We start from the raw sequence: 24,457 nt of genomic DNA, 5'->3' as shown, positions 1-24,457 counted from the left end.
GGGCCAGGGCCCCCGTGGCTTATTCTTCCTTCACGAAGATCGCGTCGTAGTTGATGACGCGGGTCGGATCGACATAGATGTCGCCGTCACCGCCCATGCGTGGCGACTTGGCGACAACACGGCGCTCGTTGGTGACCGGGATCCATGGCGCATCAGCCATGATATCGGTGAAGATCTTGCCCCATTCGGCCTGACGCTCGGCAGCCTTTGCCGGGTCCGACATCGAATCGGCGGCAATCGCGCGGGCGTCGAGATCCTTGTTGCAATACCAGGACCAGTTCCAGCCGCCCTGAACCGCACCGGAACAACCGAGGATCGGGCCGTAGAAGTTGGACGCATCCGGGAAGTCGGCAATCCAGGCCATGCCACCCGACCAGATCATCGGCGCTTCGCCTTCGGTGCCACCGGCTGCGATCACGTTGGCTTGTGCTAGCGCGCGAACCTCGGCCTTGACGCCGACAGCAGCCAGATCCTGCTGGATCGCCTGGGCAATACGTGGCTGCGGATCGGTGTTGGTCGAATAAAGGATCGTTTCGAAGCCATCCGGGAATCCGGCTTCGGCAAGCAGAGCCTTGGCCTTTTCGACGTCGAAGGCATAGCCGGTATAGGTTTTGTCATAACCCGGCATCAGCGGCGGCAGCGGCTGGTTGGCAGCGGTGGCACGGCCGTTGAGGATGCGGGTAATGCGCTCCTTGTTGATGGCCATGTTCAGGGCCTGGCGGACCTTCACATTATCGAACGGAGCCACCTTGGTGTTGAGGGTAATGTAGCCGGTGTGCAACTGCGCGCCATCGACGATGATCTCGGCGCCTTCAGGCGAGTTCTTGATCTCGAGGAATTTTGCCGGCGGCACGCCGTCACCGGCGATATCGACCTCACCCTTCTGCAGGCGCAGCAGTGCCACCAGCGGTTCCTGGCCGACTTCGACGGTGAACTTGTCGATATGCGGCATGTCTTTGACGAAATAGTCCGGGTTGCGCTCGAACACCAGGCGCTGGCCGACGGTCCATTCCTTCAAGACGAATGTGCCCGAACCGACCGGCTTCTTGCCGAAATCACCGGCTGCCGCCTCGACGGCTTCCTTCGGAACGACGGAGGCGAAGTTGATCGCGAGCACGTGCAGGAACGTGGCGTCGGGGCGCGACAGCGTGAAGACAACGGTCGAATCATCCGGTGTCGCAATGCCGTCCAGGGTCGCCGATGTTCCGCCGGAGACCGCATCAAAGCCCTTGATCGCGCCAAAGAAACCGGCACCCGGGCCTTGTGTCTTCGGATCGATCGCACGCTCGATCGAATATTTCACATCGGAGGCGACCAGTTCGCGGCCGTTGGTAAACTTGACGCCCTTGCGCAGCTTGAACGTATAGGTGAGGCCGTCAGGCGAAACGGTAAAACTTTCGGCCAGCGATGGGATCAGGTCCGGTGTGCCCGGCGTATAGTCCATCAGCCGTGAATAGAGGCTCTTGATCATCGACCAGTTGACCCAGTCGTAGCCGACTGCCGGATCGAGCGTGGCAATGTCATCCTTGTAGGTGATGACGATATCGCCGCCTTGCTTGATGGCGTCCTGCGCGAAGGCAGGCAGCGGGGTGAGGGCGAGCGCCATTGCGATTGTCGAGTGTCTAAGCCAGCGTTTGAACATTTTTAAGTTCCCCTTTTTGGTTGCTGATTTGGATTAGCGTGCGCGAATGCGCGGATCGATGAGTGGTGCGATCAGGTCGGCGACGAGATTGCCGAGCACGATGGCGAGTGCTGACACCAGCGTCACGCCCATGATGATCGGGATATCCACCTGCTGGATGGCCTGCCAGGCAAGCTGGCCGATGCCGGGCCAGCCATAGACGGCCTCGACCACGACCACGCCGCTCATGAACTGGCCGATATCGATACCGATCATCGCGATGATCGGCAGAAGGGCGTTCGGCAGGGCGTGGCGAAAGATGATGCGGGCCGAGGACAGTCCCTTGGCGCGGGCGGTGCGGACATAATCCTGATTGAGCACGTCAATCATCGCCGAGCGCACCATGCGCGCATACCAGCCGGCGCCGAGAATGCCGAGGGTGGTGGCCGGCAGCACGACATGGGCAAAGGTGCCGAAACCGCTCATCGGGAACCAGGCGAGCGTGACCGCAAAGACGTAGAGAAGCAAAAGCGCCGCCACGAACTGTGGTGCCGACACGCCGACGAAGGACGCCATCATCACGACACGGTCGACCGTGCCGCCACGGCGGACGGCGGCGATGACGCCGAGCAGCAGGCCAAGCATCACCTCGACGAAGATGCCGGCCGCCATCAGGATCAGCGTTGCCGGAAGCCGGGCCGCGATCAGCGCGCCGACGTCGGTCTTCTGGGCGTAGGAGCGTCCGAGATTGCCCTCTGCCAGACCCTTCAGGTAATTCCAGAATTGCGAGAGCAGTGGCTGATCGAGGCCGAGTTCGTGGCGGATATTGGCGACCGTCTGTGCCGTGGCGCTGCGGCCGGCGATCATCCGGGCGGGATCGGCGGGCAGGGCGTATAGCAAAAGGAAGGTGATTGCCGCGACGCCGAACAGGATGAGCGCCGTCTGGATCAGCCGCCTCAGAATGAGAAACGCCATCTCAACCCCTCCCGCGCTGGGTCGGGTCGAGAATATCGCGCAAGGCATCGCCGACCAGATTGAAGGAGAGCGCGGTCAACAGGATGACGGCGCCGGGGATGAACACCAGCCAAGGGGCTGCCTGGAAATAGCTCTGGCTTTCGAAAATGATATTGCCCCAGGACGGTGTTGGCGGCTGCACGCCGATACCGAGGAAGGACAGGGTTGCTTCCAGAAGCACCGTCGTAGCGATGCCGAGCGTGCCCCAGACGATCGCCGTTGGCATCAGATGCGGCAGGATGTGGTGGAACAGGATGCGGAAGTGACCCGCACCCAGCGACCGTTCAGCCAAGATGAAATCACGTTCCACCAGTCCGCGGGTCTCGGTGTAGACGATGCGCGCCACTTGAACCCAGTTGACCAGCGCGATCACCATGGCGACGATCCAGAGGCTTGGGCGCAGCAAGGCGGCAAGCACAATCGCCAGAAGCAAGGCCGGGAACGCCATCATCAGATCGGTGAAGCGCATGAGCGCATTGCCGACGAGGCCGCGCATATAGCCAGACAGGATGCCAATCATAAGGCCGATGGTGACCGCGATGCCGTTGGCGACGAGACCGATGATCAGCGACGTGCGGGCACCATAAAGAAGGCGCGAAAACAGGTCACGGCCGAGCGTATCGGTGCCGAGCAGAAACTGGGCGCTTGGCGGCATCGGCGCGCCTTCCAGCGTCAGGCCGTCAAACATCTGTTCGTCGGGATTGTAAGGGGCAATCAAGGGGGCGGCGACCGCCATGAAGATGACGAGGGCGACGATCACCAAACCGAACAGCGCCGACGGCTGACGGATCATGTTTTTCAGAATGCGCATCAACCGGCCTCCGGCATGGGCTCGGCGCCGCCGAGAATGGAGGCTGCGACCTGTTCCATCGGCATCCGGCGTTGCATCGCGCAATTGCGCAGGATGGTATAGGCGAGTTCCTCGTCGACCTTGCGCACCGCAATGATGCGCTCGACGGCGGCATGGACCAGTGGCCGCAGACGCACGCGCTCTTCCAGATGTTTCATCTTGTCGATCACTGCCTTGCGTTCGCGGTGAATGCCGAGCGCCATGACTAGAGCCGGATAAACGGCTGAGGAGGCCAACGGCTTGGCGATGATGGAGCCGGCACCCTGTTCCATCGCCCAGGCAATCCGGCCCGGTGCTTCCGAACTGAGCAGCGCCACGAGCGGCCGTGGGGCATTCTCTCCTGTCCACGGCAAAAGGCCATCCCAGCCCTGGTCGGCATCGACCAGAATGATATCGGGCAGATCGCCGGCATCCAGCGGCTGCCATTGCACCCTCACCTGAAAGCCGATGAGCTTCAGCTGTCGCGTCAGGCGTTCGGTGGTTTTGTCTTCCCGGTGCAGGATCGTGGCGCGCCAGCCGGTGAAATTCGGCGTTTCCCTCATGACACGATCCTCAGCTGTGCCGGTGGCCGGGTGCGGCGGCCGGTGAGATAGGGATCGGCGGCGATGGCTGGTTGAGAGGCGATGATATCGAAGCCGCCGTCGTCATTGATCCGGCCGAGATGGAAGGGAAGGGCGGCGTGACGGGTTTCGGGGTTGATCAGGATCGGTCCGAGAACTGTTGAAAGCGGCGCTGCCGATAGAAGGCGCGACACGGCCATTGGATCGTCCGTCCCGGCCGCGATGATGGCCTCGGTGCAAAGCTTGACTGAGGCATAAGCACTGGCGAACACACTGGAGATACGCCGCTGACTGCCGAAACGGGCCGCCACCTGCGTCTTGAAGGCTGCATTCTCCGGCGTGGCCACCGTATCGAAATAGGCGGCCGCGCAGAGCTGGCCCGTCGCTACACCGAGGCCGATATGAGGGATTTCGCTTTCCTGCAGGTCGCAGCTGACCACCGGACAATTTTCGGGAAGGAAGGCCGGGTTGCGGGCACCCAGCGCCCGGATGGCCGCGAGAAAGGCATAGCTGGACGGGCCGATGAAATTATTGAGGATGAAGCTCGGGCGGCGTTGCTCGATGTCCAGCACGATGCGCTCGACGGCGGTCTCCTCCAGCGGCAGGTATCGCTCTCCGAGCACTTCGCCACCGGCTTCCTCGATCAGTTCGCGGGCCAGCCGGTTCATTTCCCAGCCCCAGACGTAATTGGCACCGACCAGATAAGGACGGCGTCCGAAGCGCGGGATCAGATAGTCAAACAGCGGCAGCAGATGCTGGTTGGGGCAGCCGCCGGTATAGATGACATTGTCATTGGCCTCGAAACCCTCGTAGGGGCACATGTACCAGAGCAGACCGTCATGTTTTTCGACGAGCGGAATAACTTCCTTGCGGGCAAGCGAGGTGATGGTGCCGATGATATGACGGCAGCCGTGGTCGCGCAGCATCGAACGGGCGCCCTCGAGATAGGCGGCAATATCGGCATGCGGGTCGATGATGACTGGCTCGATCGTGTTCCCGTGGATGGCGCGGACCTCTTCGATCGCAAAATCGGCGCCGTCGCGTGCGTCGCGTCCGATCTCGGCATAGGGGCCGGTCGTTGAATAAAGAATGCCAATTTTTACCGCGTTTTTCATCAGCCCGCCAAAAACCAAAAACCCCACGACGCGGTGCCCATCAGAGATGGGAGCATCGTGGGGCCAAACTGCCCATCGACCATAAGGTCATGTCAAGGAAAGTGCTTAATCCGTTGGCAGGATTAAAATACGGGCATCGTTTCTGTGTCAAGCGTGATTCGTCTGATGACAGCACCTTCGGATTGGGCTGACGCAGTGATTCGGTGTTGGGCGCCCTCGCAACCCGACCCAAACCCCGGCCTTATAATACTGCGCGACAGCGGATCGTCCCGCAAGATTCGTGCGTATCGCCGTGTTTTGAGGGTGTTCACGAAAACGTCAGGGCATCTTCCTTGCGATTTGGCGTATGAGGCACTACCTGAAAGCCATAGATGTTACCGGTCACACCCTCTGTGGTTTGTGGAGCGGTTGTTGCGCCTATTTAAGGTGGTGAGGGTACTCACTATCGCGCCCCCGAGTCGTTGCGTTTCGGCAACACTCACCATTCCAACCTGCAATTATGACGGATTATGACTGTAATTTTGATTGTTACAGTTCTTCGCCCATGTAATCTCGGGCTGCGGTTTAGGCCGCTGCCATTGGGGCTTGAATCGATACTTGGGGTGGGGGACGCTGATTTTTCAGCCACGAAAACCTGTGCCCAATCGAAACTTGATTGGATCCGAAATGACTATGAAGGCTTTTCTTTTTGCCTCCGCTGCGGCGTTGACCACAGCAAACGGCGCATTTGCCGCTGACGCTATCGTTGCTGCTGAACCTGAGCCTATGGAATACGTTCGCGTCTGCGACGCATTCGGCACGGGCTACTTCTACATCCCGGGTACGGAAACCTGCCTGAAAATCGGCGGTTACATCCGTTTCCAGACCGACTTCGGCCGTGATCAGTCGGGTTCGTCTGACTGGAACACCTTCACGCGCGCACAGCTCGAGTTCGAAGCCAAGAACGACACCGAGTTCGGCACGCTGTCCAGCCTGATTGCGCTGCGTACAAACGCCCGCAATTCTTCCGGTTCTTCGGACAACAAAACCTTCCTCGATCAGGGTTACATCGAAATTGCCGGCCTGCGCGTTGGTATGCAGTACAGCTGGTGGGATGACGACTTGAGCGGCGAAACCGATCTGATCGCCAGCAACGAGACCCGTCATAACGCCATTCGCTACCAGTACGAAACCGACGCATTCAAGGCCGGTATCGCAGTGGAAGAGCTGGAAGACAGCTACGCCACCAAGCCAGGCGAAGGCCCGAACAACGTCGGCATCACCGGCCAGGTTTCGGGTACGGTTGGCGCTGTCACCGGTTACCTGCTGGGCGGTTATGACACCGATACCGAAGAAGGCGCTATCCGCGCGATCGTCTATGCCGATCTCGGCCCAGGCCAGCTTGGCATCTACGGTGTGTATGCAACCGGTGCCAACTACTACTACGAAGAATCCGAATGGACTGTCGGCGCTCAGTACGAACTGAAGGTCAACGAGAAGTTCGCGATCACCCCCGGCGTCCAGTACTTCAGCAATATCAACCTGAGCAGCACTGGCAACAGCTTCGGTGGTGGTGATGCGTGGGCCGGCGGCGTAACCGTCGACTACAAGATCACCGACGGTCTGCGGAGCAAGGTAAGCGTTCAGTACCGCGACGAAGACGATGGTGACGACGAAGTGTTCGGCTTCGTACGTCTGCAGCGCGACTTCTAAGTCACGCTTCGATATCCGGCTAGCCGCGCGAAGGCCCGGCTAGCCAACGGTTCGTCACGGATTTGACTGACCTCCGATCAGTGACGGGGACGGTCCGGTTCCCTCCGGCCGTCCCGCACGGCCGCCCGGGCTCGCGGCTTCAGGGTGCGATCGCCCTTCCCACCGGACACTTGCCACCGTCGATGGTTGCGAGTTCAGAGATGGCATCTGCCACGGACTTTTCCCCCAGAAGACCCAGCAGCGCCTGCTCGGCGTCCTTGCTGAGCTTTGCCGACCATTCATTCATATTGCTTGAAATGAAGCACTCTGCGGGAATGTCGTCACGCGTGCCCCAGATTTTCTTGTCTGGCATGACGGCAAGGTAAATCTCGCTGAGGTAAATCGCGTCAGCAGGTCGCCCCAGCCTATAGCCACCCAGATATCCTTCCGACGACACAAGGATGTTGCTGTGCATCAGCGGCGCAACCAGTTTGCGCACAAGACTGGGCCTGGCATCGAGTTTCGCTGCCAGTGCATCGCTCGTCGAGCGCGTGTTGTTCTTTTCATTGACGGCAACTGTAATAATGATCTGCAGAGCCGAAGAGAAGCGTGTGTCCATCATGAGGGCACATACTACTGCAGGCTTTTGAAAAAACCAGATGGTTAGTGCAGACATAGTAAAACTCTCCAGCGCTTTAGCGCCAGAGGCATCATCGTCAATACAACTGCACCCGCTGGATTGGATCGCCAATCGTTCCGGGAGAATGGGCCCCGATTCCACATCGGAAGCCGGACATGAAAACCAGATAGGATTTGGGAAATGCTATTTCAATAGGGCTATTCCTCATATTGAGGTCGCCTCAACGAAGTTTGTATTTGTTGCCAAAGGCGGCGCTACGGCCTGCGCCATCTCGTTGTCTCCCCCTGAGTGGCTGCACCTCGATGCCCTGGAGGAGATCGACGATACCAAGGGCGGCGAACGGTTGATGCGCGAGCATCTGGCGGAGCATCGCTGGACGTTGACGCCACGCATGGCCGAACTCGTCCGGCAGATTTTTGCACCCTTGCAGCTTCTGCCGGCGATGCGCGACCTCTATCTCGAAAGCCGGGCTGTGGAACTCGTCGCCGAAACGATGGCGGCTGTGCTTCATGCCAGCCGGCGCGCGTCGGGAGGCATGCTGCTTACCCGCCAGGATGCCGTCTGCCTGGAACGGGCCAAGGATTACATTGCTGTTCATTGGGCCGCTCCGCTCAATGTCGGCATGATCGCCCGCGCCGCTGGCGTCAGCGCCAGTGGCCTGCAACGGCTGTTCCGGGTTTCCGAAAACCAGAGCATTTTTGAATATGTCCGCATGCTGCGGCTGGAGCGCGCTTTTGCGGCCTTGAGCAGCGGCGAAGTGACGGTGCAGGAGGCGAGCGCCATCGCCGGCTATTCATCAGCAGCCAATTTTTCCACTGCCTTCCGCCGCCAGTTCGGCACCACGCCGCGCGATATCATGGCCACGCACAGGGGCTGATAAGCGCTACGGTGCTTTGCCGGAAATGCCGAATTCCAAAAACGAAAAAAGCCCGGCGAACCGGGCTTTTTTGATCTTCAAAACTGCCTGAGCAGTTGTGAATATGAAATTGGTGCCCAGAAGAGGACTCGAACCTCCACACCCTTTCGAGTACCAGCACCTGAAGCTGGCGCGTCTACCAATTCCGCCATCTGGGCGACGAGCGGGGGTGTACGGGGCTGGCGCTTTTGTGTCAACAGGGTTTTCGAAGTTTTCTTGAAAATGTGCAGAAAAGTTGAGCAAACCGTTGAAGGGCAATGATTTTCCGCGAAACGATTTCACTGGAAACTCCGGCAATCATCCTGTGCGGCGTTGCTTGTCAAACGCGCGGATGCACGCGAGCCCCTGTTCGAGAACGCGCTTCGCCTGATCGGCGGTTTTCGCTTCGGCATAGCAGCGCATTTCCGGCGCATTGCCCGAAGGACGGAAGTGAACGACGCTGCGGTCCGTGAGCATCACACGCAATCCATCGATATCGCTGACGGTGTCCGGCTTTCCGATGGGGGCAAGAAAAGCTGCCAGATTGTCGGCTCCTGACCGGAGATAGCGCATCAGCGCGGCGCTGGTCTCCAGTGGAAAATTCTCGATCCGGTCGCTCAGCGCCACCGGCAAGGCGAAGTCTGCTGCAAGCGATGAGAGAGGCCGCTGGTGGCGTGCAGCAAGCGAAAGCACCGCGAGTGCCGGCAGGAAGCTGTCGCGCGTCGGCAGGGCTCTGAATGTGGTGCCATTGAGAGTGAAGTCCGTTGCGGTCAGGGTGCCGCCATTGGCCTCGAAGCCGACGACGCCGGTTTCGCCTTTGCGGACAGCCTCCTGCATGCCTTCGATGACGAAGGGCGAGCCGACGCGGGTGCGCAGGATGGAAAGGTCCGGCTGACCCTCAAGGCCTGAATTGGAGGTGACAGGCGTCACGGCAACCGCAGCGCCGGTAAACTGTGCCGCGATCAGCCCCAAAAGATCACCGCGCAACGGCAGGCCGGTTTCGTCGCTGACAAGCGGACGGTCGCCGTCACCATCGGCGGAGACGATCGCGTCGAGTTCATGCTCTGCCGCCCATGCCTTCAGCAGGTCGATGGTAGCGGGCGAAACGGCTTCGGTATCCACAGGAATGAAATCGGCCGAGCGGCCGAGTGGCACGACGTCGGCACCATAGCCAGCCAGTACCTCGACGAACAGATCACGCGCCACCGTGCTGTGCTGGTACACGCCAACTTTCAGGCCAGCCAAAGCGTTGGCAGGAAGAACTGCGGCGTTCCGCGCCAGGAAAAGTGCTTCGGCCTGACGGGAATGATCATCGGCTGACCCCGGCGTCGCATCGATCGGAGCGGATCCGGCCATGAGCGCGGCGGCTTCCACGCCGATTGCGTCCTCGTCGATTTTGGAGATTTCCCCGTCCGGGCGGTAGAACTTGATGCCGTTGCGGTCGGCCGGAATGTGCGAACCGGTGATCATCAATGCGGCGGCGCCCAGTTCCAATCCATAGAGTGCCAAAGCTGGTGTGGGCACTGTTGCGCAATCGAGAACGCGCAGTCCGGCGCGTGTCAAAGCGCCGGCGCAAATCGCTGAAATGTCCGGGCTCGAGGCGCGAAAGTCCCGGCCAAGCAGGATTCGGTCTCCAGACTGGACCTGGCCGGACGAAAGCAGATAGCGGGCAAAGGCCGTTGCGTAGGTGGCAGCAGCAGGGCCGTTGAGGTCGACGGAAAGGCCGCGCAGGCCGCTGGTGCCGAATTTCAAGCTCAATGCGTTCTCCGTCCTGTTGACAGTATTTTGATGGCCAGGCGCGTGACTTCACGGAAATATTGCCGCATTCTGCCTGTTTGGAAGGGTTTTGACGTCGAAAGACGCCAAATCTGCAGTCGGACGACAACAAAACACCAATAAAACGAAAAAACTGACCGTTATATGAAACAGGGACGCCAACCGAGTAAACCCTTTTGGGAAAAGTGAGGAGACAAATGGCGAGATTTCGCAATTTCGTTATTGGGTGCGTGCTGAGCGCAGCCTCCATCATCACACCTGCCGCAGGTGCGCGGGCCATGCCTCTGTCCGTGCCGGATATTGGCGTTGTTCAGAAAACCGATGTTCAGACCGTTGCCGAGCGCCAACGGCATTACAGGCCAAACCATCGGCCGAACTACCGTCCAGACCACCGGCCCAACTACAGGCCGGGTTATAGACCAGGATATCGGCCCGGATATAGACCGGGGTATCGGCCCGGATACCGGCCAGGCTATTACGGTAATCGCCCCTATTACAGGCCGTACTATCGCCCATATTACCAGCCGCGCATCTATGTGGCGCCGCCGGTGATCTACGATGGTTATAACAGTCACGTCCGCTGGTGCCTGTCGCGCTATCGGTCGTACAATCCCTCAACAGACCGGTTTCTCTCCAACAGCGGCGCCTATCGCGTTTGCCGCTCTCCTTATCGGTGAGATCAAGCGTTTCTAACGGACGGCGGGGTTTTCCCCGCCGTTTTTCGTTCAGCTGATGTCAGCCGGCAATCGCGTCCCACGCCCAGAGAAGGACAGCATATCGGGCAGCCTTGCCGATCGTCACGTAGATGAGGAAGGTGAGGAAGGGCATGCGCAGCAGCCCTGCCACAAGTGTCAGAGGGTCGCCGACCACTGGTAGCCACGAAAACAACAGGATGGGCTGGCCGTAGCGGGCAAACAGCGTCTCCGCTCTCTGGCGATTTTTCGGGCTGACCGGAAACCAGCGGCGATCTTCGAAGCGCAGCAAAAAGCGGCCAAGCACGAAATTGACGATCGCACCGAGCACATTGCCCGCCGTGGCAGCCAGAAAAAGTGCGACAAGCGGCGCGTTCGGTTGTCCGGCAGCAAGGACCAATGCTGCTTCGGACAGGCCGACGAGCAAGGTGGCGGAGAGGAAGGCGGCGCTGAAAACGCCGAAAAGCAGGCCTGCGGTCAAGGGATCAGGTCCGATCAGTATGACCGAGATCGCGCCCGGGCTCGATCACGTCGCGCACGCGCTGCTTCAAGTCCTTCGGCCCCGGAAAGCCGCCGTCACGCTTACGCTCCCAGATCAGCGTATCGCCCACATGGATCTCAAAATTACCGCCGGTGCCGGGAATGAGCGCGACTTCACCGAGGCTGTCGCCGAACGTGGACAACAGTTCCTGTGCCATCCAGGCAGCGCGCAGCAGCCAGTTGCACTGGGTGCAGTAGAGAATGGCAATGCGCGGCTTTTCGGTCATGTCGGCTTCCGTGGCGATATCGGGTTGGCGGACGTTATCCATCGGCGGTCCACGCCGCAACAGTTCGCGATCAAGAATACCTCACGAAATTGTTAACTCAATTTATCAGGTTTTAGCGAAGGCCTCCCTTGATAGTCGCAATTTTCGCAGCAACAGAATGCTGCGTTGCAAAAAAACAAGAGGAGCCAACATGACTGACTTCACATCAACCCGGCCGCCAGCCATGCTGCCCGCGCTGCAGCGGTTCTATCTGCCGCTGGATACAACGGCCGAAACGCTGCTGCGCGTTGTTGCCGGCGCTCTGCTCGTCACCCACGGCTATGGCAAGATCCTTGATCCCTTCGGCGCCGCCGGCATGGTGGAAAGCCTTGGCTTCTATCCCGGCGCTTTCTGGTCGCTGCTGCTTTCGGCCACGGAATTCTTCGGCGGCATCTTGATCGCGATCGGCCTGTTGACCCGCCCGGCATCTTTCGCTGCGATGATCGTACTTCTGGTCACCGTCTACTTCCACGGCATCGTTCAGGACCAGGGCCTGGGCGGCTCTGAGAAGTCGATCCTGTGGGCGGCAATCTTCTTCTTCTTTGTCATTCGCGGATCGAACTCCCAGTCCGTCGACGCCAAAATTGGTAAACAGATCTAAGTCAGTGGCGCCGCAGTTCGCATTGCGGCGCTATTCCCCGATTTTCAGCGTTATCGGCTTGTAGGTGTCGATCTCGACACGCCCCGCGGCGATGAGATCCACGGCATCCCCATCTGCCGTTCCTGTGGCAGCAACAATATCGAACCCTTCGACATTGCAGTCGGTCTCGATCTTCGCCGTATTTCCCGCACTGTCCGCCGAGCCACCGAGCCTATTGAAAGTGATGGTTTCATCCGGCAGTTCGGTGTTCCCAGTCGCGGTGTTCGCCGGATCGAACTTCGGCCGAAGTGTCAGCGAAATATCCGTCAGTTCCTCACCACTTTCCAGGGCCGCAAAGTCATAGGCGCAATACCCTTGCCCGCCGAACCATGTGAACGTGTTGATCAGGGTAATGGTGAGGAATTGGGCGAGCATGTAGGAACCTTCCGATCGGATGAGTTCCGGGAGCGTAGACGCGACCAGCCATCATCGCCATGTCCATTTTCAGGCGGGTCGCCCGACGACTGAGCTTTGTGCCGAGGATCAGATCCCGCACAGCAAAATGGCGGCCGAAGCCGCCATTCTGAAGAGTGTCTTTGTCAACCCGGAAGCGATTACAGCGTGCGGGTGATGTGCTCGACGCGGAAGCACTCGATGGTGTCGCCGGCGCGGATGTCTTCGTAGTTCTCGAAGGCCATACCGCATTCCTGGCCCATCGGCACTTCGGAGACTTCGTCCTTGAAGCGCTTGAGGGTCTTGAGCTTGCCTTCGTGGATAACGACGTTGTCGCGAACCAGACGCACGCCTGCACCACGTTCGACCTTGCCTTCGATGACGCGGCAACCCGCGACCTTGCCGGTCTTGGTGATGTTGAACACTTCCAGGATTTCGGCATTGCCGAGGAAGGTTTCGCGGCGTTCCGGCGAGAGTAGGCCCGACATCGCTGCCTTCACGTCATCCACCAGATCGTAGATGATGTTGTAGTAGCGGATCTCGATACCGGCGCGTTCTGCGGCCGCACGGGCCTGGGTATTGGCACGAACGTTGAAGCCGATGATGGCCGCGTTCGAAGCTTCCGCCAGCGAGATGTCGGATTCGGTGATACCGCCGGCACCCGAATGGACGATGCGGGCACGGACTTCGTCGGTTCCCAGCTTGTCGAGTGCGCCGGCAATGGCTTCGATCGAGCCCTGCACGTCGCCCTTGATGACCAGCGGGAATTCCTTGAGGCCGGTATTCTGCAGCGTCATCATCATCTGTTCCAGCGAACCGCGCTGGCCCGATGCACGGGCAACGGCCTTGTCGCGGGTCAGGCGCTGACGATATTCCGAGATTTCGCGAGCACGGCTTTCGTTCTCGACGACGGCGAACTTGTCACCCGCCAGCGGCGTACCGGAAAGACCGAGGATCTCGACCGGCATTGACGGAGGCGCTTCCTTGACGTGTTCGCCCTTGTCGTTAACGAGGGCACGTACACGGCCCCACTGGTCGCCGGCAACGATGATCTGGCCCGGCTTCAATGTGCCCTTATGGACGAGAACGGTAGCAACTGCACCGCGGCCACGATCGAGCTGGGCTTCAACGACGGTACCTTCTGCCGAGCGGTCCGCATCGGCGCGCAGGTCGAGAATTTCGGCCTGCAGCAGGATGGCTTCGAGCAGCTTGTCGAGGCCGAGACCGGTCTTGGCCGAGACTTCAACGTCGAGCACTTCACCGCCCATGGTTTCCACGAACACTTCGTGCTGCAGAAGCTGATTGCGGACCTTCTGCGGATCGGCTTCGTGCTTGTCGACCTTGTTGATCGCCACGATGATCGGAACACCGGCAGCCTTTGCATGCTTGATAGATTCGATCGTCTGCGGCATGACGCTGTCGTCGGCCGCAACCACGAGGATCGCAATGTCGGTCGCCTGGGCGCCACGGGCACGCATCGCCGTAAAGGCGGCGTGGCCGGGGGTGTCGATGAAGGTGATCTTGTGACCGTTCTGCTCGACCTGATAGGCACCGATGTGCTGGGTGATGCCACCGGCTTCGCCCGAAACAACGTGGGTCTTGCGGATGGCGTCGAGCAGCGATGTCTTGCCGTGGTCGACGTGACCCATGATCGTCACGATCGGCGGACGTGGCAGCATGTCGCCATCGTCCTTGGTGTTGAACAGGCCTTCTTCGACGTCGGATTCCGATACGCGCTTGACGGTATGGCCGAATTCACCAGCGATGAGTTCTGCAAGGTCGGCGTCGATGACGTCGCCCGGCTTCATCATCTGGCCTTCCTTCATCAGGTACTTGATCACATCGACGGCCCGTTCAGCCATACGCTGCGACAATTCCTGAATGGTGATGGTTTCCGGAAGGATCACTTCGCGCATGACCTTTTCGCGGGTTTCCTGCATCTGGCTGCGGCGGAATTTCTCCTGCCGGCGGCGCATGGCAGCCATGGAACGGCTGCGCGGATTGCCATCGTCGGCGAGTGCTGCGGTCAGCGTCAGCTTGCCCTTGCGGCGTTCCTCTTCCGTCTTCGGACGGGCAGGGGCCTTGGCAGGCTCCGGACGAACGACCTTGCCGCGAACCGGTGCGGTCGCGCCACGGTTCGGACGTGCCTCTGTCTCTTCGCCTTCGGCCTTGCGGCGGGCGGCGAGTGCCGGTGTCACTGTCGACGGTGTCGTTGCAGGCTTTGCAGCCTCGGCACGAGCCTGGTCTTCCGCCTTGCGAACGGCAACGGCGGCTGCTTCGGCTTCAGCGGCAAGAGCGGCCTCGGCTGCTGCCTTTTCGGCTGCGCGTTCCGCAGGTGTGCGGGCAGCCTCTTCGGCGGCGAGGCGGGCTGCTTCAGCCTGCTCGGCCTTCAGGCGCTCTGCTTCTTCCGCCTGGCGGCGTGCCTCTTCGGCAGCGCGGCGCTTGGCGTCTTCGGCATCGCGGATCTGGGCTTCGGCAAGCGCACGGCGGCGGGCGTCGATCTCACCAGCGGAAAGCTGATTGAGAACCACACCGACCCGCGGGCGATTGTTGTTGTCCTGGCGATTGTCCTGCTGGCGCGGCTGCTGTTGCTGTGGAGCCGGGCGTGCTGGTTGTTGTTGTTGTACAGGTGCCGGACGCGGTGGTTCAACCACGCGTGCCACAGGGGCTGCCACCGGTGCTGCAATCGGAACGACCGGCTTTTCGTCTTCTGGCCGCATTGGCCGGCGCTTCCGCGTCTCGACCACGACAGCCTTCGTCCGGCCGCGACCCATGTCCTGGCGAACAGTTCCCTGGCTCACCCCGGAAGGCTTCAAGGTCAGCGTCTTCTTGGCTCCGCCGAATGTCTTGTCGTCGTTGTTGTCGGTCATTCCGTTCCGTTCCTAAGATCAGGGCCGGATGCGTATCACCAGACCCCGCCGTTCAATTTCTGTTTTGCAATCGCGGTTGTGCCGGCCTGCGCCGGTAACCCGCGTCATTGTGTCGGCAAGCCAGATTCGGCGCCAACGGCTCGAGCGGGGACGGTTCCCCGGTATCTTTCGAGCATGTTTGCGCGCTTCACTACACCCTCACCCGCCTGCCCTGCAAGCGCTGCGGCATGGATAAAAGCATTCTGGCCTAAAAGCCCTCCCATTTCCGCTTCGGTAAAGAAGCGGAAGGAGGGTATTTCCTGTCCGTCATTGACGACAAAGCTCATCGCCTTGCGCGCCTGGTCAATCTTGCGCACACCGTCCGCTGCGGCATCCACCGCATGAAAGGTGGCGAGTGCCGCAAGCCCGCGTACGGCCTGCTCGACTTTCGAGGCGCCGCTGATGAACTGCGCGGCCTTGCGTGCCAGGTTCATCATACCGCCCAGTTGCTGCGACAGGAGCCGGTCGACTTCGTCGGCAAGCTCCGGTCCAGCGATCACATCGGCCTTCTTCAGGCCACGGACAAACAACTTCTTCGCGATCGCCTTCTCCAGCACCGCGCGTTCCGCCGTCACCCAGCAGCCACGCCCAGGCAGCTGCTTCTTCAAGTCTGGCACCACCCGGCCATCAGGCCCGGCGACAAAGCGGATCAGCGTTTCCGGCGTTCCGCTCTGCCGTGTCACGATGCACATACGGCCGTTCACTGCGTCACCATCGACGTCCCCGACAGCATCTTTGTCTTCAACCAACATGGCGGTCATCAAGCAGCATCATCAGCCCAGATCACGATCAGCAACCCCTTTTCAGGCGTCCTGTTCCGCGCCTTCCACGACTTCGAGCGCTTCTTCTTCGCGCGCCAGATCTTCTTCGGTGATCCAGCCAGCAGCAAGACGCGCCTGCAGGATCATGCGTTCGGCATCGACGCGCGAGATTTCGATCTTGGAGAACAGACCTTCGAACTTCTTCGTCTCGCCGTCCTTGCGTTCCGACCAGCCGACGAGATCGTCAGCGGCGCAGCCTGCAAAGTCTTCCATCGTCTTGATGCCGTCTTCACCGAGCGCAACCAGCATCTGGCCGGTCATGCCGTTGATCGTGCGCAGCTCGTCGGAGACGCCGAGGGCAACGCGCTTGGCGTCCATCTCTGCTTCCAGGCGTTCGAGATATTCGCGAGCGCGGGTCTGCAATTCGCTGGCGGTGTCATCGTCGAAGCCTTCGATCGAAGCGATTTCGTCAAGCTCGACATAGGCAAGCTCTTCGACAGCGGCAAAGCCTTCCGATGCCAGAACCTGGCCAACCATTTCGTCGACATCGAGGGCTTCCATGAACAGCGCGGTGCGTTCGTTGAATTCCTTCTGGCGGCGCTCGGATTCTTCCGCTTCCGTCATGATGTCGATATCCCAGCCGGTCAGCTGCGATGCGAGGCGAACGTTCTGGCCGCGGCGGCCGATGGCCAGCGACAGCTGTTCATCCGGAACCACGACTTCGATGCGCTCTGCATCTTCGTCGAGAACAACCTTGGAGACTTCAGCCGGCTGCAGTGCGTTGACGATGAAGGATGCCGGGTTCTCATTCCACGGAATGATGTCGATCTTTTCACCCTGCAATTCGGCGACAACGGCCTGAACGCGCGAACCACGCATACCGACGCAGGCGCCGACCGGATCGATCGACGAATCGTTGGAGATGACGGCGATCTTGGCGCGCGAACCCGGGTCACGGGCAACCGAACGGATCTGAATGATGCCGTCGTAGATTTCCGGAACTTCCATGGTGAACAGCTTCACCATGAACTGCGGATGGGTACGCGACAGGAAAATCTGCGGGCCGCGCTGTTCGCGGCGCACGTCGTACACGAACGAGCGGACGCGGTCGCCGTAGCGCATGTTTTCCCGCGGGATCATTTCGTCGCGGCGGATGATGCCTTCGCCACGGCCGAGATCGACAATGACATTGCCATATTCGACGCGCTTGACCGTGCCGTTGACGATTTCGCCGATGCGATCCTTGAATTCGTCGAACTGGCGATCACGCTCGGCTTCACGAACCTTCTGGACGATAACCTGCTTGGCCGACTGGGCGGCGATACGGCCGAAATCCATCGGCGGCAGCGGGTCGGCGATGAAGTCACCGATAATGGCGTCCGGGTTGCGGTCACGCGCCAGTTCCAGCGGGATCTGGGTCGCGTAGTCCTCGGCGACCTCGACGACTTCGAGCAGGCGCTGAAGCCGGATTTCGCCGGTCTTGGAATTGATGTCGGCGCGGATATTGCTTTCCGAGCCGTAGCGCGAGCGGGCGGCCTTCTGGATCGCGTCAGCCATGGCGGCCAGAACGATTTCGCGGTCGATCACTTTTTCGCGCGCGACGGCATCCGCGATCTGCAGAAGTTCGAGCCTGTTAGCACTCACTGCCATATTAAAGTCTCCGTCTGATTGCCGGGGCCTCTATCGGAGGCGTCCCGCGCCCATGAACTCAATTGATCGGCGAATCTTCGTCTTCGAAGTTTTCGTTGGCGGCCTGCGCCGCCTTCGCCTTTTTGTCTGCTACCAGCGCGTCGCGGATCAGCTCGTCCGTCAGGATCAGCCTGCCTTCGGCCAGTGCCGTGAAGGGGATCACCACGCGCGGTTCTTCGCCGGGAGCCGGCTGATCACGCTCGATCGTAAAGCCTTCGTCGTCGGCCGAGATGATCGTGCCGCGGAAGCGCTTGCGGCTATCGACCAGGACCGACGTTTCGAACTTGATCAGATGACCCGACCAGCGGGTGAAATCCGACTTGCGCACCATCGGCCGGTCGATGCCCGGCGACGATACTTCCAGATGATACTCCCGGTCGACTGGATCTTCCACGTCGAGCACAGGCGAGATCGCCGTCGAGATCGCTTCGCAATCTTCCACGGTCATCGTGCCGTCAAGCCGCTCGGCCATGATCTGCAAGGTCGCGCCATTCTGTGAGGACAAGCGCACGCGCACCAGCTGGTAGCCCATCGGAACCAGCACTGGCTCGATGATATCGGCGATGCGCCGGTCGATCCCGGTCTCGGTGACGAGGCGCGGTTCCTGTATGTTTTCTGCCGTTGTCGTATCGGACAAACGATGTTCTCCCAAAACATCGGTAATAAAAAAGAGCGGGTCCTGATGGGCCCACCCTTCATCAACCGATCAAGAATTTGAGGGTCATATACGCGCGATTATCCGTAAATGCAAGATATCCTGCTTCCCGGACCGCAAAACCCGGTTGCAGGCTCTGAAGTGGTGAAATCCTGCCGATGACAGTGCTTTTGCTTGCCCGGCCGGTCATCTGGCTTAGATTGGGTGTCACAAAGACGATTCAAATCACAGACAGGGTGGGAAAGCGCGTTGCCGCATCGACTATCGCCATTGGCGCCGTTCAAGCACGATACGTTCCGGGTCATCTGGGTCGCAAGCCTCGCTTCCAATTTCGGCGGGCTGATCCAGGCCGTTGGCGCCGCCTGGATGATGACCTCAATTACAGATTCGGTGAACATGGTGGCGCTGGTACAGGCTTCGACCTCGCTGCCGATCATGCTGTTTTCGCTTGTTTCCGGGGCGCTTGCCGATAATTTCGACCGCCGCCGGATCATGCTGGTCGCCCAGTGTTTCATGCTGGTGGTGTCGGCACTTTTGACGCTCTGTGCCTATTTTGGCTTTATCTCGCCCTGGCTGCTTCTGCTGTTTACGTTTCTGATCGGTTGCGGCACGGCGCTGAACAATCCATCCTGGCAGGCCTCTGTCGGGGACATGGTGCCGCGCGATGTGCTGCCGGCGGCGGTGGCGCTGAACAGCATGGGCTTCAACATGACGCGCAGTGTCGGTCCGGCCATCGGCGGCGTCATCGTTGCGACCGCAGGCGCCGCGGCGGCCTTTGCCGCCAATACGCTCAGCTATTTCGCCATTATCTTTGCGCTCCTGCGTTGGCGCCGGGAAGAGACGCGCTCGACCTTGCCGCGCGAATCGATGGGCCGGGCCATTTCTGCCGGGCTGCGCTATGTCGCGATGTCGCCGAATATCGGCAAGGTGCTGGTGCGCGGCTTCTTCTTCGGCCTGTCCGCCAGCGCCATTCTGGCTCTGCTGCCGCTGGTCGCCCGCGATCTGGTTGCCGGCGGACCGCTCACCTATGGCATCATGCTCGGCGCCTTCGGCCTCGGCGCCATCGGTGGTGCACTTTTGAGCGCACGGTTGCGTGAACACATGTCCAGCGAGTGGGTCGTGCGCATCGCCTTTGCCGGTTTTGCCGTCAGCAGCCTGGTGACGGCCATAAGCCCCTATGGCTGGCTGACCAGTCTTGCGCTTCTGTTGTCGGGGGCCGGTTGGGTTCTGGCGCTGTCGCTGTTCAACACGACGGTGCAGCTGTCGACGCCGCGCTGGGTGGTTGGCCGGGCGCTGTCGCTCTACCAGACCACAACATTTGGCGGTATCGCTGCGGGCAGCTGGATGTGGGGGCAGGCGGCAGAGACCTATGGTCCGGCCACTGCCCTGATCGCCTCGGCCTTGCTGATGGTCGTCGGCGCCGCCATTGGACTGAAATTGCCGCTTCCGGAATTCGAGTCGCTCAATCTCGATCCGCTCAACCGGTTTTCGGAACCTCTGCTGAAGCTCGATCTCAAGCCGCGCAGCGGCCCGATCGTGGTGATGATCGATTACGAGATCGCCGATGACGATGTGCCGGAATTTCTGACGGCCATGGCCGAGCGCCGCCGAATCCGGATCAGGGACGGGGCGGGGCAATGGGGGCTGATGCGCGATCTGGAAAACCCGACGGTCTGGACAGAAACCTACCACGTGCCGACCTGGGTGGAATATGTCCGCCATAACCAGCGCCGCACCCAGGCCGATGCGGAGATCGGCGACCGGTTGACGGCGTTGCATCGGGGTGCCGCCGCCCCCCGTGTGCACCGGATGATCGAGCGCCAGACGATCCTTCCTTACGAGTACGAGCGCTATAAGCAGCAGATGGACATGCACTGAGCGTTACGCAGCGCGCCTCATGTCTCGAAAGGCCGGTTTTGCAATCCGCAACGCCGGCCTTTTTTATTGCCAGCTGCGCGATGTCCTCAAAAAGCCGGGGAGGGTGGCGTTTCCTCGGTTTAAAAATATTCACCCATATGGTTGACTAATGGGGGTATTTTATATATTCAACTATTAGGGTGAATAAATGGACGATGATGATCTCTCACGGGTTCTCAAGGCCGCCGGCGATACGACCCGGCGACGCATCCTGACGCTGCTTGTGCAGGAAGGTGCTTTGAGGGTGACGGCGCTCGCCGCCCATTTCGACATGTCGCTGAACTCCGTCTCCAAACACATCAAGGTGCTGGAGGAGGCAGGACTTGTCACCCGCCGGACTGTAGGCCGCGAGCACTTCATCGCAGCCGAGCTCGATCCGCTGACGCTGACCGAGCACTGGTTCGCGCAATTGAAGTCGATCTGGGAACTGCGCCTTGCGGCGCTGGAAAACTTACTCGTGTCAAAGGATGAGGACAATGAAGGAACTTGAGCTGACGGTCAGCCGCACAATCGCTGCATCGCGCGAAAAAGTGTTCAACGCCTGGCTTTCGCCGGAGATGCTGGCCAAATTCATGATGACGCCGTTCCCGGGCTCCGGCCTGGCCAAGGTCAGCAACGATCCGGTCAAGGGCGGCCGCTTCTCGATCATCATGGTCACGCCGGACAAGGAGATTCCGCATGCCGGCACCTATCTTGAGATAGATCCGCATTCGCGTCTGTCGTTCACCTGGGAATCGCCTTACTCCCTCGACGACAGCGTCGTGACCATCGACCTGGCAAAGGTCGACGCCGGCACGACAGAACTCACCTTGAAGCAGGTGAAGTTCAAATCCGAGGAAGCGCGCCAGGGCCACGAAGGCGGCTGGAACGCAATCCTGAACTTGCTCGAAACCAGCCTCTCTGCCGCCTGACGATTATGCCGGGCGAAATCGAACGCGGTTTCGCCCGCTCTAGAGTTTCCCCAGCAGGCTTTTCTGCGGAAAGCACGTCGGCTCGATGCCGTTCTTTGCCTGCCATGCGCCAATCGAGCGGCGAGTCTTGTAACCAGCCAGGCCATCGGCCTTGCCGATATCGTAGCCCTGTTTTTCCAACGCCTTTTGCATCTTCAGGACGTCCGAACGCAGCATCTTGCCGACATCGCCGAACTCGCGCTTGAACGCACCACCGCCCGAGGCAATCCGGTCGGCGAGATTGCCGATGAAAAGGGCATAGAGGTCGGAATTGTTGTATTCCTTGATGACGTAGAAATTCGGCGTGACGATGAATTCCGGGCCATGCCGGCCGGCCGGAACCAGCATCATGCCGTCGGCCTTGGCTTCGTTGGTTGGAAACGCCTTGCCGGATGCCCGTTCGATGCCATCGGTTGCCCATTTCGAAATCGGCTTGGCAAGATCCGGCCCCTCCTGCGCGCAGGTGACATTGGCGGGGATATAGACCTCGAAGCCCCAGTCGCGGCCGCGCTGCCAGCCTTTCTTCGATAGGTAATTGGCGATCGAGGCGAGTGTGTCCGGCGTCGATTTCCAGATGTCGCGGCGCCCGTCGCCATCGAAATCGACGGCATATTTCAGAAAACTGGTCGGCAGGAACTGCGGCTGGCCCATGGCACCGGCCCAAGAGCCGCGCATGTCGGCTTCCTTCACGTCGCCGCTATCGAGTATATGAAGAGCTGCAATCAGTTCGCGGCGGAACAGGTCGCCGCGCGTCGACATGAAGGCCTTGGTTGCCAGCACATCCATGATCGGATGCGGAATTTTCGCCCGGCCGAAACCAGATTCACGGCCCCAGATGGCGACGACGATCGCCACGGGAACACCGTAGGTTTTTTCGATCCGTCTCAGTGTCGCGGCATTTTCCTTGGCGAGACTGCGGCCGGTCGCTGCCAGTCCCTGCAGCCGTTGTTCGGAAAAATAGGCGCCGGGCGAGGAAAACTCCGCCTGGCTCTGTTTCTGCTCGCCCGGCGGTTTGCTGCCCGGAGGAACCAGATCCGGCAGGTCCCAGTTAAGTTTCACATCGGCAAAGGCGGCCTTGAAAGCGGAAGCGGAGATGCCGGATTTCTGCGCTTCCGGCCAGAGATCGGTCTGCAGCCATTGGCGGAACTGCGCCTCGGTGTCGGCCTTGGAGGCGGCAAGGGCGGGAATTGGACTAAGGGCAATAAGGGCGGCTGTGATCAGCGACAGAATATGCCGGGCCTTACCCCCCTCTGTCGGCGACGCCGACATCTCCCCCACAAGGGGGGAGATCGGCCGAGAGAATTGTGGGCGCCTTAGAACAAGGTTGACGAGGGAAAGGAATGATCTCCCCCCTTGTGGGGGAGATGTCACGAAGTGACAGAGGGGGGTAAGCAACGACATACGCATAACTTCCTTCAAATCGCAGTCCTCGCCCTCAAAGCCGCCGTCAGCGTGCCTTCGTCCAGATAATCCAGCTCACCGCCTACCGGCACGCCATGCGCCAGCCGGGTGATCTTGACGCCGAGGCCGTCGAGCTGGTCGGTGATGTAGTGCGCCGTCGTCTGGCCTTCGACGGTGGCGTTGACGGCGATGATCAGTTCGCGCACGCCGCCCTTGGTGATCCGCTCGATAAGGCCCTTGATATTGAGATCGTCCGGCCCGACGCCATCGAGCGGCGACAGAGTTCCGCCGAGCACATGGTAGGCCGTGTTCATCGTACTGGCCCGTTCCAATGCCCAGAGGTCGGACACGTCCTCCACGACGATGATCACCGAATTGTCGCGCCGGTCGTCGGAGCAGACGCTGCAGGGGTCGATCGTATCGACATTGCCGCAGCACGAGCAGATACGGACCTTGCGGTGCGCTTCGCCCATGGCGTCGGCTAGAGGGCCGAGCAGCTGGTCCTTCTTCTTGACCAGGTGAAGGGCGGCGCGCCGGGCCGAACGCGGCCCGAGCCCGGGCACCTTTGCCAGGAGCTGGATGAGTTTTTCAATTTCGGGACCGGTGACTCGCTTTGCCATGTGGGGTTTCTACTCCATATCTCCCGGGAACGGAATCGCTGAAAAGAAAGTGCCGCCCATGAAAATCCTCGCCGTCTGCACCGGCAATGCCGAAATACTGCCCGGAAAATCCTATAAAACCGGGATCTTCAAACATCCGGTAGAGGCTGGCGTGATGATCGACCGCGAGGGGCTGATCGGTGACAAGATCTGCAACCGCAAACACCATGGCGGCGTCGATCAGGCGGTCTATGCTCTGGGTTCGATCGATCTGGATTGGTGGTCGAAGGCGCTGGGCCGCGATCTCGATCCCGGCACTTTGGGCGAAAATCTGGTGATCGAGGGTGCCGACAGCCGCAAGATTTCCGTCGGCGATCGATTCTGGACGGCTGCGGTTGAACTTGAGGTGACATCGACCCGCATGCCCTGCGCCACACTGTCGGTTCGTATGGATGATCCCCTTTTCGCCAAACGTTTCATCAAGGCCGGGCGGCCGGGTTTTTACTGCCGCGTGCTGAAAGACGGCGTCGTCCACGCCGGCGACGCTGTGACCTATCACGCCTATTCCGGAGCCCCGGTGCTGATGCCGGAGCTGTTGGAAACCTTCGGCAGAAATCTTTCCGACGATGACCGGGCCCGCTATATCGCAGCGCCGATCCACCACAAGCTGAGAGCCCAGCTCAGCGGCTGATCTCAGTTTTCTTGACGTCCGCGACTTTAACCATCTGCTTAAGTTCCGCTTTCTTTCAATCTGTTCTCAACCTATGAGAAACCTTGTCACTCAGGGCCTTCAGGCCTGATGCGATCAATCGATGCCTGTATTGACACCGCACCCCGCAGCGAGCTTGCAGCAGCAAGCGCGCCCGAATGCGTGCGTCCGTCGGCAGGGAAGCGGCAAGGGCT

Annotated in this window: 24 protein-coding genes and 1 tRNA gene; 8 read left to right on the top strand and 17 right to left on the bottom strand. The window is 60.3% G+C overall.

Annotation, left to right across the window (positions count from 1 at the left end; all coding sequences use genetic code 11):
* Positions 1-19 precede the first annotated feature (19 nt).
* From R6X40_RS20815 to R6X40_RS20795, 5 genes are read right to left on the bottom strand one after another with little or no spacing between them, the layout of a single operon-like run.
* Positions 20-1,642 carry an ABC transporter substrate-binding protein gene (locus tag R6X40_RS20815; RefSeq protein ID WP_318415716.1) on the bottom strand — a complete coding sequence of 541 codons (1,623 nt, stop codon included), beginning with the start codon at positions 1,640-1,642 and terminating at the stop codon, positions 20-22.
* Positions 1,643-1,675: 33 nt separating this feature from the next.
* A complete protein-coding gene (locus R6X40_RS20810) occupies positions 1,676-2,596 on the bottom strand; it encodes an ABC transporter permease (RefSeq protein ID WP_318415715.1) in 921 nt (306 codons plus the stop codon).
* A 1-nt stretch (position 2,597) separates the two neighbouring features.
* Entirely contained in the window at positions 2,598-3,446 is an 849-nt protein-coding gene (locus R6X40_RS20805) for an ABC transporter permease (protein ID WP_318415714.1), read from the bottom strand.
* Complete coding sequence (locus R6X40_RS20800) at positions 3,446-4,027, bottom strand: ANTAR domain-containing response regulator (RefSeq protein WP_318415713.1); 582 nt, start codon at positions 4,025-4,027, stop codon at positions 3,446-3,448. The genes R6X40_RS20805 and R6X40_RS20800 overlap by 1 nt, the downstream gene beginning before the upstream one ends.
* Positions 4,024-5,160 (bottom strand): transporter substrate-binding domain-containing protein, encoded by a 1,137-nt coding sequence (locus R6X40_RS20795; protein ID WP_318415712.1) that lies wholly within the window; start codon positions 5,158-5,160, stop codon positions 4,024-4,026. The genes R6X40_RS20800 and R6X40_RS20795 overlap by 4 nt, the downstream gene beginning before the upstream one ends.
* A gap of 666 nt (positions 5,161-5,826) precedes the next feature.
* Here R6X40_RS20795 and R6X40_RS20790 point away from each other — a divergent pair.
* Positions 5,827-6,852, top strand: coding sequence for a porin (locus R6X40_RS20790; protein WP_318415711.1), 1,026 nt, complete (start codon positions 5,827-5,829; stop codon positions 6,850-6,852).
* 139 nt (positions 6,853-6,991) lie between these two features.
* Here the strand turns inward: R6X40_RS20790 and R6X40_RS20785 are convergent, their stop codons facing one another.
* Positions 6,992-7,582 (bottom strand): RrF2 family transcriptional regulator, encoded by a 591-nt coding sequence (locus R6X40_RS20785; protein WP_318415710.1) that lies wholly within the window; start codon positions 7,580-7,582, stop codon positions 6,992-6,994.
* 163 nt (positions 7,583-7,745) lie between these two features.
* On the opposite strand from R6X40_RS20785, the gene R6X40_RS20780 reads away from it, so the two are divergent.
* The gene (locus R6X40_RS20780) at positions 7,746-8,348 is read left to right on the top strand and encodes an AraC family transcriptional regulator (RefSeq protein ID WP_318415709.1); all 603 of its coding nucleotides are present in this window, start codon (positions 7,746-7,748) and stop codon (positions 8,346-8,348) included.
* 110 nt (positions 8,349-8,458) lie between these two features.
* Here the strand turns inward: R6X40_RS20780 and R6X40_RS20775 are convergent.
* Positions 8,459-8,545: transfer RNA gene (locus tag R6X40_RS20775), tRNA-Leu, on the bottom strand.
* A 139-nt stretch (positions 8,546-8,684) separates the two neighbouring features.
* Entirely contained in the window at positions 8,685-10,118 is a 1,434-nt protein-coding gene (locus tag R6X40_RS20770) for a phosphomannomutase (RefSeq protein WP_412178434.1), read from the bottom strand.
* Positions 10,119-10,339: 221 nt separating this feature from the next.
* Between R6X40_RS20770 and R6X40_RS20765 the strand changes: the two genes are divergently transcribed.
* On the top strand, positions 10,340-10,819 hold the full coding sequence (locus R6X40_RS20765) for a BA14K family protein (RefSeq protein WP_318415707.1): 480 nt from the start codon (positions 10,340-10,342) through the stop codon (positions 10,817-10,819).
* 58 nt (positions 10,820-10,877) lie between these two features.
* Here the strand turns inward: R6X40_RS20765 and R6X40_RS20760 are convergent, their stop codons facing one another.
* Together R6X40_RS20760 and R6X40_RS20755 are read right to left on the bottom strand one after the other, a co-directional pair.
* Positions 10,878-11,234 carry a YqaA family protein gene (locus R6X40_RS20760; RefSeq protein WP_412178433.1) on the bottom strand — a complete coding sequence of 119 codons (357 nt, stop codon included), beginning with the start codon at positions 11,232-11,234 and terminating at the stop codon, positions 10,878-10,880.
* A gap of 85 nt (positions 11,235-11,319) precedes the next feature.
* Complete coding sequence (locus R6X40_RS20755) at positions 11,320-11,601, bottom strand: SelT/SelW/SelH family protein (RefSeq protein ID WP_318416020.1); 282 nt, start codon at positions 11,599-11,601, stop codon at positions 11,320-11,322.
* Positions 11,602-11,791: 190 nt separating this feature from the next.
* Here R6X40_RS20755 and R6X40_RS20750 point away from each other — a divergent pair, with 190 nt between their 5' ends.
* Positions 11,792-12,241, top strand: coding sequence for a DoxX family protein (locus R6X40_RS20750; protein ID WP_318415705.1), 450 nt, complete (start codon positions 11,792-11,794; stop codon positions 12,239-12,241).
* A gap of 30 nt (positions 12,242-12,271) precedes the next feature.
* Here the strand turns inward: R6X40_RS20750 and R6X40_RS20745 are convergent, their stop codons facing one another.
* The 5 genes from R6X40_RS20745 to rimP form a co-directional block, all read right to left on the bottom strand.
* Entirely contained in the window at positions 12,272-12,655 is a 384-nt protein-coding gene (locus R6X40_RS20745; protein ID WP_318415704.1) for a hypothetical protein, read from the bottom strand.
* Between the two features lie 179 nt (positions 12,656-12,834).
* On the bottom strand, positions 12,835-15,543 hold the full coding sequence (gene infB / locus R6X40_RS20740) for a translation initiation factor IF-2 (protein ID WP_318415703.1): 2,709 nt from the start codon (positions 15,541-15,543) through the stop codon (positions 12,835-12,837).
* A 104-nt stretch (positions 15,544-15,647) separates the two neighbouring features.
* On the bottom strand, positions 15,648-16,334 hold the full coding sequence (locus R6X40_RS20735; protein WP_318416018.1) for an RNA-binding protein: 687 nt from the start codon (positions 16,332-16,334) through the stop codon (positions 15,648-15,650).
* A 51-nt stretch (positions 16,335-16,385) separates the two neighbouring features.
* Positions 16,386-17,993, bottom strand: coding sequence for a transcription termination factor NusA (nusA, locus tag R6X40_RS20730; RefSeq protein WP_318415702.1), 1,608 nt, complete (start codon positions 17,991-17,993; stop codon positions 16,386-16,388).
* A 58-nt stretch (positions 17,994-18,051) separates the two neighbouring features.
* Positions 18,052-18,669: a ribosome maturation factor RimP gene (gene rimP, locus R6X40_RS20725; RefSeq protein WP_318415701.1), complete on the bottom strand. Its 618-nt coding sequence runs from the start codon at positions 18,667-18,669 to the stop codon at positions 18,052-18,054.
* 267 nt (positions 18,670-18,936) lie between these two features.
* Between rimP and R6X40_RS20720 the strand changes: the two genes are divergently transcribed.
* From R6X40_RS20720 to R6X40_RS20710, 3 genes are all read left to right on the top strand, one after another.
* A complete protein-coding gene (locus tag R6X40_RS20720) occupies positions 18,937-20,565 on the top strand; it encodes an MFS transporter (RefSeq protein ID WP_318415700.1) in 1,629 nt (542 codons plus the stop codon).
* Positions 20,566-20,752: 187 nt separating this feature from the next.
* Entirely contained in the window at positions 20,753-21,094 is a 342-nt protein-coding gene (locus R6X40_RS20715) for a metalloregulator ArsR/SmtB family transcription factor (protein WP_318415699.1), read from the top strand.
* Positions 21,081-21,515: an SRPBCC domain-containing protein gene (locus R6X40_RS20710; protein ID WP_318415698.1), complete on the top strand. Its 435-nt coding sequence runs from the start codon at positions 21,081-21,083 to the stop codon at positions 21,513-21,515. The genes R6X40_RS20715 and R6X40_RS20710 overlap by 14 nt, the downstream gene beginning before the upstream one ends.
* A 39-nt stretch (positions 21,516-21,554) precedes the next feature.
* Here R6X40_RS20710 and R6X40_RS20705 read toward each other — a convergent pair whose 3' ends face one another.
* Positions 21,555-22,823: a lytic murein transglycosylase gene (locus R6X40_RS20705; protein WP_318415697.1), complete on the bottom strand. Its 1,269-nt coding sequence runs from the start codon at positions 22,821-22,823 to the stop codon at positions 21,555-21,557.
* A 146-nt stretch (positions 22,824-22,969) separates the two neighbouring features.
* Positions 22,970-23,575 (bottom strand): recombination mediator RecR, encoded by a 606-nt coding sequence (recR, locus tag R6X40_RS20700; RefSeq protein WP_318415696.1) that lies wholly within the window; start codon positions 23,573-23,575, stop codon positions 22,970-22,972.
* A 58-nt stretch (positions 23,576-23,633) separates the two neighbouring features.
* Between recR and R6X40_RS20695 the strand changes: the two genes are divergently transcribed.
* Positions 23,634-24,245 carry an MOSC domain-containing protein gene (locus R6X40_RS20695; RefSeq protein WP_318415695.1) on the top strand — a complete coding sequence of 204 codons (612 nt, stop codon included), beginning with the start codon at positions 23,634-23,636 and terminating at the stop codon, positions 24,243-24,245.
* Positions 24,246-24,457 lie beyond the last annotated feature (212 nt).

The organism is Rhizobium sp. PL01, from assembly GCF_033447125.1.
Classification (GTDB): Bacteria; Pseudomonadota; Alphaproteobacteria; order Rhizobiales; family Rhizobiaceae; genus Pararhizobium.
Note: the sequence above shows the minus strand (reverse complement) of the source record. Positions and strands in the feature narration are given on the sequence as shown.